Below are 8776 nucleotides of genomic sequence, written 5' to 3' on the forward strand. Positions count from 1 at the left end.
CGGCGGGGAGGTCGGTGATCAGTTGTTCGGCCAGGGCGCGGAGTTTGGTGTTGGTTTCCTGGGAGCGCCAGATGAGGACCTTGAAGGCTTGGTCGGCGCTGATTCGGTACATGCGCATGAGTACGCCCTTGGCCTGTTCGATGACCGCGCGGGATTCCATCAGTTCGGGTAGGCGCTGGTTGAGGGTGTCGCGTTCGGCGGCGGCGAGTGTGTCGGAGAGGTCGATGTAGAAGCCGGTGGTGCCGACGGGGTGGCCGGTGCTGTCGAGGATGCGGTCGGCCACGACCATGACGGCGTGTTCGGCGCCGTGGGTGTCGATGAAACGGTGTCGGCTCGAGAACGGCTGGCCCTGGTTGATGGAGCGGGCGATGGCGTCGGCGACGTGCTCGCGGTCATCGGGGTGCTTGTGGGCCAGCAGTAGTTCGGTGGTGGGCTCGATTTCGCCGGGGGTGTAGCCGTGCATGCGGTAGACCTCCGGTGACCACTCCCACCGCTGGGACGCGAACCAGAAACGGAAGCTGCCGGCTGTCGGCTGAGGCTCCGCCGGTGCGGCGTAATGGACGGACGCCGGGACCCCGGCAGTAGATGTCATTACTCGAGTATGTACCGACCTACCCGTGAAAGCGCGCCGGGAGGGGGTAAAAGCCCTGGTAATCGGCACTATTGGTGATCGAGTGCCAGCACTGCCACCGGTCTGGTGCCAAGAATGCGCGTCACTTGTCCTATGTGCGGGGTTCGCCGATGGCGGGGCGGACGAAGCCGTTGGATCGGGATAGGAGGGTGCGGGCGGTGGGGGCGTCCACCCCGGCCAGGTGCATGACGATGGCGGTTTTGGGGTGGTTGTCGGCGGCGGCCAGAAGGGCTGCTGCGGTGGGAAGGTCGAGGTCGGTGGCTTCGGCGACTATGCGGCGGGCGCGGTCGGTCAGTTTGGCGTTGGTGGGGTTCAGGTCGACCATCAGGTTGCCGTAGACCCGGCCTTCTCGGACCATGGTCGCGGTTGTCAGCATGTTGCAGACCAGCTTTTGTGCGGTGCCCGCTTTGAGGCGGGTGGAGCCGGTCAGGATTTCGGGGCCGGTTTCGAGTTCGATGGCCACGTCGGCGTGGGCGCTGGTTTCGGCGTTGCGGTTGCAGGAGATCGCGATCGTGGTGGCGCCGACCTCACGTCCGTAGCGCAAGGCGCCGATGGCGTAGGGAGTGCGGCCGCTGGCGGCCAGCGCTACGACGCAATCGGCGGGGGTGAGGTGCACCGCGGACAGGTCCTGTTCGGCTCGGGCCGGGTCGTCTTCCGCGCCTTCGATCGCGCGGGTGAAGGCCTCGGGTCCGCCCGCGATGAGGCCCAGTACCGCGCCCGGATCGATGCCGAAGGTCGGCGGGCATTCGACCGCGTCGAGCAGCCCGAGTCTGCCGCTGGTGCCCGCGCCGATGTAGATGAGTCTGCCGCCGCGTCGCCGGGCGTCGACGATCCGTTCGACGCCGCGGGTGATCGCTGGAATCGCCTGCGCCACAGCGGAAGCCACGCTCGCGTCCTCGGCGTTCATGGTGCGCAGCAACTCCTCGATCGGCATCGAGTCGAGCGCGGCGGTGCGCGGGTTGGGGAGCTCGGTGGTCAGCGCGGCGATCCCGTGCGGCGGGCGGGTGCGGCTCATCGAATCCCTTTCGCGCGGCGATTCGCGACCGCCTCGTAGGTGCGGTGCAGCGCGGCGTGCGCGGCCGGAGTGCGTTGCAGGACACCGACGTAGAGGGTGTCGACGATCAGCAGCTGGCTCATACGACTCGCCAGGGCTGCGGAGCGGAAGCCGTCCTCGCGTCCGGCCACGAGCACGGTGTGCCGCGCCGCGCGCGCCAGTTTCGATGCGGCTCCCGCTGTCACGGCCACCGTCGTGGCGCGCATGCTCGCGGCGCGCTCGACCGCCTCGACGATTCCGGCGGTCTCGCCGGAATGGGAGAAGGCGACGATCACATCGCCCGCCTCCAGCAGGCTCGCCTGCACGAGCGCGTCATCCTCGGAAGTGCATGCGCCGCACCACATTCCGATCCGGGTGAGCTTCTGCGCCATATCCATCGCGACCAGCCCGGACGCGCCGATGCCGATGAGCTGCACGCGCCGCGCCCCGACCAGCGCCTCGACGACGGCCTCCATGGTCGCGGGGTCGGCGAGTTCCGCGGTGGCCAGCATCCCCTCGGTCTCGAACGCGGTCAGCTTGTGCAGCACCTTCGACAGCTCGTCGGCGGCCTCGATATCGGTGGCGAACACCGGTGCGCCGTCCTCGCTTCCGGCGGCGGCCAGCGCCAGGCGCAGTTGCGGATAGCCGTCGTAGCCGAGCGTTTTGGCCAACCGGACCACCGCGGAGGTGCTGGTGCCGGCCCGCTCCGCGAGCTGGTTGACCGTCAGCTGTGCGACGCCGGACGGATCGTCCTGGATCACGCGCGCGAGCTTCCGCCCGCTCGGGGACAGCCGCGGGATCGCCGCGAGCAGCCGCGTACGGACGTCGTCACCGGCGGGCGCGGCGCTCATCCGGACACCGTCAGTCGCCGAGGCGGTGCGAAAGACGCCGTGGGGAAGGCGAATCCGGTGACCCTGGGAGTGATCGAGCCGAGCACGCTGGCGTGCGCCGCTCCGGTGCAGGCGGGGTGGCTGCCGGTGAGCCCGTGCACGGTGAGGAAGCCGAGTACGGCGAAGGCGGTGGCCTCCTTCGCCGCCGAAGGCAGTCCGAGCTCGTCGGAGGTGCGCAACCGCGTGGCGCCCAGCCGATCGCGCACCATCGCCAGCAGGGTCGGGTTGTGGGTGCCGCCACCCGAGGCGATGACCTCGGTGAGCCCGAAGGGTTCGAGCGCGTCGGCGATGGTGTGTGCGGTCAGCGCGGTCACAGTGGCGACGATATCCTCGGGCGCGAGCGGCCGGTCGCGCAACACGCGCTCGAGGTAGGCACGGTTGAACAGCTCCTTACCGGTGGATTTGGGTGGGCGCATCGAGTAATAGGGTTCTGCCAGAAGCTGTTTCAGCAGATCGGCGTCGATCGTTCCGCGCGCGGCGCGCGCACCCGCCCGGTCGATATGCTCGGCGCCGCCGGTGACGATGGCGACCGCGGCATCGATCAGCGCGTTTCCCGGCCCGGTGTCGAACGCCGCCGGGGCCTCACCGGTGACGGTCGCGTTCGCGATCCCACCGATATTGAGCGCGGCCGCACGGCCGGGACGCCCCGCCAGCCACAACATGTCGAACAAACCGACCAGCGGCGCGCCCTGCCCACCTGCGGCGATGTCGCGGGCGCGGAAATCGCTGACGACCGGTGTCCCGGTGCGCTCGGCGATCCACGCGGGCTGGCCGAGCTGGAGGGTGCCATGCGCCGTGCCTTCGCGGACCCAGTGGTAGACCGTCTGGCCATGTGAGGCGATGAGATCTACTGTACCGCCGAAGAATTCGGCATCGGCTTCAGCGGCGACCGCCGCGAATTCCTGGCCGATCGCGGTGTCCAGGCGGCAGACCGCGGCCATATCGACCGACCCGGGCGGCAATGCGGCGATGAGTTCGGAGCGCAGCTGTTCGGGATACGGCCGACTGAGCAGGCCGACGATGCGGACCAGCATGGTGTCGTCCCGCACGCTGATCTCCGCACCGACGGCATCGATCGCATCGTGCGAGGTCCCCGACATCAGCCCGATCACGCGCATCACGCCACCGCCCGCGCCGGATCCGGCTCGGTGTCAGCGGGCGCCGGATGGAACCGCGAGGTGATCCCGCCGACGACGAGGGTGACGATTACGCCGATGGGCACCAGCCATTGTGCGGCGATACCCTTTTCGGTCACCTTGCCCGCCACCGTCACATCGATCTTGATCACGCGCACCACGAAGGTCATCACCGCCACGGTGACCACGAAGGCGACGATCGCGTCGAACTGGTTGGCGCGCTTGATGAGTCGCCCGAGCAGGAACGCTCCGAGCAGCGCACCGTAGGTGTATCCGGCGATCGTCAACGCGGTGAGGTACACATTGCCGGTCGTCGCGCTGAACCCCATCGCGAACAGCGCCATCAGCACCGCCCACACCAGCGTCATGACACGCGCCAGGCGCAGCATCGCATCATCCGAAAGCACCTTGCGGCTGAAACTACGAATGATATCCGCGACAGTCGAATTCGCCATCGAGTTCAGCGCCGAGGACAGCGATCCCATTGCCGCACCGAGTATTCCGGCGACCAGCAGCCCGGAGATCACCACCGGCAGCCCGTGCAGGATGAAGTCGGGATAGATGCCGTCGGCGCTGGTCAAGCCGAGCTGCTTCGGCGTCTTGCCGCCGTTGTAGGACCACAGCAGCGCCCCGACCAGCGAGAAGGCCGCGAACTGCACGGCGACGAAGACGCCGGAGGCGATCATCGCCTTCTGGCTGTCGCGCAGCGATCTGGTCGCGAGGATGCGCTGCACGATCAGCTGGTCGGAACCGTGCGAGGCCATGGCGAAGATGGCGCCGCCCAGAATCGCGGTCGGCAGCGCGAAGCTACTGGTGAGGATATGTGCCAGGCCGAAGTCCGTATCGAAGACGCGGAACTTGCCCGCGTGCAACGCATCCGAGTAGCCGGTGGCTCCGACGTGGCCGGACAAGACGCAGATCGCGATGATCGCACCGGTCAAATAGAGGCCCATCTGCAGGGCGTCGGTCCAGATGACCGCCTTGATGCCGCCGAGGTAGGTGTAGACCACGGTCAGCAATGTCAGCGCGACGATGATGGCGTCGTAGCCGATCGTCAGGCCGAACTCGCTGAGCAGCAACTTGATCGGAATGGCGGAGGCGAACAGTCGCACGCCCTCGGCCAGGAGCCGGGTGAACACGAACGTCACCGACGCGACACCCTGCAGATAGCGGCCGAATCGCAATTCGAGGTATTGATAGGCGCTGACGAACCCGCCGCGCTTGTAGAGCGGAATCAGCACGGCGGCAACAACGGTGCGGCCGATGATGTAGCCCATGGCCAGCTCGACATTGCCGAAGCCCTGATCGGTGTAAGCGCCGCCCGGGACCGAGATGACGGTGAGCACGCTGGTCTCGGTGGCGACGACGGAGAAACACACTGTCCACCAAGGCATTCGACCCTCGCCGACGAAGTAGTCGGTGCTGGATTTCTGCTTGCCGGACAGCCGCAGGCCGATCCAGGCGACGGTGACCAGGTAGAGGACGATGACGGCGAGATTGAGTGCGTTCATCGCAACTCCCCGGTGACGCGGCGGATCTGTTGCAAGTAAGTGTCAGTCGTCACATATGAGCTGTCAATATTTTTCAGCCGATTCGGATGACCAAGCCTTCCAAGGCGGTCGCCGTGTCGACGGCCAGCAGGGCAGCGCCGTCGATAGGAAGACCGAGGGGAGGGCGACGGTGGACGACCTCCTTGATCGTGGAATCGAGCGGATCCAGCAGCGCCGCACCGAGATTGACGAGACCGCCGGTGACCGCACAGGGCACCGGCGGTTGCAAGCCGGACCGCTCGACCGCGGCGAGAACGGACCGACCCAGGGCCTGTCCCGCGGCCGTCATGATGGCCGCGGCAATCTCGTCGGTCGCGGCGGCCGCGGCGACGGCGGGTGCGAACCGGGCAGCGGTCGACGCCGGATTGCCCTGTTGTCCAATCAGGTTCGGCAGCTCGCTCACGGTGACGCCGTAGCGTTCACCGACGGCGTCGACCAGCGCCGTGCGTGGTCCGCGGCCGTCGTATGCACGCAGCGCGGCCCGCAGACCTTCGAGCCCGATCCACCCGCCGCTACCCTCGTCGCCCAGCAGTGGCCCCCACCCGTCGACCCGGGTGAAGCGGCCCGCCTCGTCGACCGCCGTCGCAACGGCTCCCGTACCCACCGCGAGCACCACACCGGATGATCCGCCGAGCGCCCCCGCATGCGCGGTCACGGCGTCGGACGTCACCGCGACCGCGCTCACTCCGATACCGGAAGCCAGCCGCCGGGCCAGCAGCGCCGCGGCCTCCGGCGCGGACGCGGCTCCCGCGGCGCCGACGGAAAGAACGAAATCCGTTGTCGGCGAAATCCGCTCGACAACGGCCCGAATCGCATCCTCCGCCGCGCCGACGCCACCCGCATTCGCCAGCCCGGGCGCACCCGCTGCCTCCGCGCACCGGATCTGCCGCCCACCAACCCGCAGCGAACCCCGGCAGCCGGTCTTACCGAGATCGATCGCGAGGACATGACTCGTCATGAGCGACCATCGTGGCACGGCGGGCCGGGATCGGTTGGGCGGTAGGCATATCCGCATGCGCGGCGGGACGACAGACACGACCGGCGTCGGTCCTCCGGTCGAGTAGCCAGCGCCTGCCGGACCAACTGAACGGCGTCTTCGGCGTTCGTCGCGGTGATCGCCAGTTCGCGGACCGCCTCGGCACGTGTGGTCACCGTGACCGACACACAGGTGCGACGCGACCGGATGATCTCGGGCAGCACCCGGAGAGCGACCGCCGCCGCCCACGCCAGCACCGCGATCGTTTCCACGGCCATTACCGTGTGTGAAGCGCTGTGGCGGGCATGGATTCGGCTGGCCACCGGCGGGTGATCGCGGCGGCCATCAGGGCCGCCGCCAGTGGGCTGTGCATGGCGCGCAGGGTGCGGTACAGGTCATCGGCGCGGGTTTGCGGGGCGGTAAGGGTTCGAGGGTCGGTGTGGGGCGACGGCATTGTGCACCTCCGGATGGTCTTGCTGCTGAAAGACCAAGATGCCATCGCCCAGCTATCGTCCGCGCCGTAAAAATCCGGATCTTGTCCGTGTAAATGACTCTGCGGCAGGAATTTTCAAGGTTGCAGCCCGTAATTCTCCCAACCCTTGTTATCGATCACCACGATATGGCGATTGCGCAGGCACACCAGCCCCTTTTCGCGCATTTCCCGCATGGCGAGCCCGATGGCGTCGACCTTCGCCCCGACCAGGTTGCCTAGCTCCTCGTAGTTGAGGCGGATGGTGATCTCCCACCCCGCGGCTTCTGCCTCGCCGTCCTCACACCCGTTGCCGTTCGGTCGCACCGTGGTGCGGCGCCCGTAGGACTCCGCGAATTCGACGAGCAGCCGGGCGAGTCGGACGCTGACCGGGCAGTCGTTGAAATCCAAGCGGCGCTGGTCCGCCCAGGCGAGCCGGTCGGCAATGGTGCGGCACAGGGTCTGCCAGCCATCCGGATGCTGGTCGAGGAAGCGCAGGAATTCCGTCCCGGGCATGCGATGCACGGTCGCGGCCGTGCAGATGGTGACCGTCGCGGAACGGCGGGAACTGGGTTCCAGCGCCGCGATCTCACCGATCACATCACCGCTCACCCGGATCGCCAGCAGTTTCCCGTCGGCTCCGGTGATCTTCGCGCACGCCGACACCTTGGAATCCCGCGACCGCAACAGATACACGCTGCTGGCCGGATCCCCGTACGGCGACAAAACCTCCCCCGCCTGAAATGGCTGCTGTTTCCCGAGCGAGAGCAGATCCCGCCGCGATGCCGGACTCAATCGCTCCATGAATGTGCGCTCCGGCCACGGCCAGTTTTCCAGCCAGCCGCCCCGTGGTGTGTTCATATTCCAACTCCGTGCCCTCGGAGATGCCGCCCCCGAATCCTCCACGGTAAGCGCACACCCTTCCACAAGGATGAAATCGCACATCACGATCTGAGACGCTGCACCGCGAATCCGATTGCCGCCCAGGGCGGCGGGGGAGGGCGTGGCGTTATCGCGGCCCGCGGATGATCATGGAGGGATGGATACCTACCTGGGCATCGATATCGGGGGCACGGGGATCAAGGGAGCTCCGGTGGACGTGGCGGCCGGGCGGCTGATCCAAGAGCGGATCAGGGAGCTCACGCCGCAACCATCGACGCCGGAGGCGGTATTCGAGGTGGTCCGGGGACTCGCCGGGCAGTTCGCCTGGAACGGACCCGTGGGTGTCACCTTTCCAGGCGTGGTCATGGACGGCGTCACCCGTACCGCGGCGAACGTGGACGACGGGTGGATCGGTTTGGACGCCCGGGATCAGCTGTCCCAGGCGCTCGGCGTCCCGGTCACCGTGGTCAATGACGCCGACGCGGCGGGCATCGCCGAGATGCGCTTCGGAGCCGGGCGCGACCGCCGCGGCACGGTCTTGCTGCTGACCTTCGGAACCGGCATCGGCAGCGCGCAGTTCTACAACGGCGTACTCGTCCCGAATACCGAATTCGGTCACCTGGAGCTCGACGGCCACGAGGCCGAACACCACGCGGCCGCGAATGTGCGCGAACAACGCGACCTCAGCTGGAAGCAGTGGGCACACCGCGTCGAACGCTATCTGCGATACCTCGAAATGGCGTTCTCCCCGTCCCTGTTCATCATCGGCGGCGGCGTCAGCAAACACGCCGACAAATTCCTCCCCCACATCGACAAGGTCCGAGCCGAAATCGTCCCCGCCGCCCTCAACAACGACGCCGGCATCGTCGGCGCCGCCCTCGCCGCCGCGGCCGGATAACTCGGAGCCCGGCCCGGCGATCGAGCATTCAAGCCCGCGCGTGGAAGGTGTTGCGGTACTGCTGGGGGGAGGTGCCGAGGCGGCGGGTGAAATGGTGGCGGAGGGTGGTGGAGGTGGCGAAACCGGCTTGCTGGGCGATGGTTTCGATGGGGAGGTCGGTGGTTTCCAGGAGTTCGCGGGCGTAGCGGAGGCGGGTCGAGAGGAGCCATTGGAGCGGGGTGGCGCCCACCTGGTCCTGGAAATGGCGGGTGAGGGTGCGGACGCTCAGGGCCGCGTGGCGGGCGATGTCGGGCAGGGTCAGGGGGTGGTGG

The 8776-nt window shown here is 67.8% G+C and carries 10 protein-coding genes; 1 reads left to right on the top strand and 9 read right to left on the bottom strand.

All coding sequences use genetic code 11. The features are described 5' to 3' along the window. The 8 genes from ACAM49_RS36140 to ACAM49_RS36175 form a co-directional block, all read right to left on the bottom strand. Window positions 1-592 (bottom strand): PAS and ANTAR domain-containing protein (locus ACAM49_RS36140; protein WP_369640034.1); only part of this gene is annotated, 592 nt, incomplete at its 3' end. A gap of 130 nt (window positions 593-722) precedes the next feature. Next, on the bottom strand, window positions 723-1646 hold the full coding sequence (gene murQ / locus ACAM49_RS36145) for an N-acetylmuramic acid 6-phosphate etherase (RefSeq protein ID WP_369640035.1): 924 nt from the start codon (window positions 1644-1646) through the stop codon (window positions 723-725). Next, entirely contained in the window at window positions 1643-2515 is an 873-nt protein-coding gene (locus ACAM49_RS36150) for a MurR/RpiR family transcriptional regulator (protein ID WP_369640036.1), read from the bottom strand. Before ACAM49_RS36150 ends, murQ begins: the two co-directional genes overlap by 4 nt. Further along, window positions 2512-3672 carry an anhydro-N-acetylmuramic acid kinase gene (locus ACAM49_RS36155; RefSeq protein ID WP_369640037.1) on the bottom strand — a complete coding sequence of 387 codons (1161 nt, stop codon included), beginning with the start codon at window positions 3670-3672 and terminating at the stop codon, window positions 2512-2514. Before ACAM49_RS36155 ends, ACAM49_RS36150 begins: the two co-directional genes overlap by 4 nt. Then, window positions 3672-5201 carry a sodium:solute symporter gene (locus ACAM49_RS36160; RefSeq protein WP_369640038.1) on the bottom strand — a complete coding sequence of 510 codons (1530 nt, stop codon included), beginning with the start codon at window positions 5199-5201 and terminating at the stop codon, window positions 3672-3674. The genes ACAM49_RS36155 and ACAM49_RS36160 overlap by 1 nt, the downstream gene beginning before the upstream one ends. A 73-nt stretch (window positions 5202-5274) precedes the next feature. Beyond that, the gene (locus ACAM49_RS36165; protein ID WP_369640039.1) at window positions 5275-6198 is read right to left on the bottom strand and encodes an N-acetylglucosamine kinase; all 924 of its coding nucleotides are present in this window, start codon (window positions 6196-6198) and stop codon (window positions 5275-5277) included. After that, window positions 6195-6488 carry a hypothetical protein gene (locus ACAM49_RS36170; protein ID WP_369640040.1) on the bottom strand — a complete coding sequence of 98 codons (294 nt, stop codon included), beginning with the start codon at window positions 6486-6488 and terminating at the stop codon, window positions 6195-6197. Before ACAM49_RS36170 ends, ACAM49_RS36165 begins: the two co-directional genes overlap by 4 nt. Before the next feature lie 296 nt (window positions 6489-6784). Beyond that, a complete protein-coding gene (locus tag ACAM49_RS36175) occupies window positions 6785-7546 on the bottom strand; it encodes a Crp/Fnr family transcriptional regulator (protein WP_369640041.1) in 762 nt (253 codons plus the stop codon). 178 nt (window positions 7547-7724) lie between these two features. On the opposite strand from ACAM49_RS36175, the gene ppgK reads away from it, so the two are divergent. Continuing rightward, on the top strand, window positions 7725-8465 hold the full coding sequence (gene ppgK / locus ACAM49_RS36180) for a polyphosphate--glucose phosphotransferase (protein ID WP_369640042.1): 741 nt from the start codon (window positions 7725-7727) through the stop codon (window positions 8463-8465). A gap of 28 nt (window positions 8466-8493) precedes the next feature. Here ppgK and ACAM49_RS36185 read toward each other — a convergent pair. After that, window positions 8494-8776: helix-turn-helix domain-containing protein (locus tag ACAM49_RS36185; RefSeq protein ID WP_369640043.1), on the bottom strand; the 283-nt coding region annotated here is incomplete at its 5' end.

The organism is Nocardia sp. JMUB6875 (genome assembly GCF_041154655.1).
In the GTDB taxonomy this organism is placed as follows: domain Bacteria; phylum Actinomycetota; class Actinomycetes; order Mycobacteriales; family Mycobacteriaceae; genus Nocardia.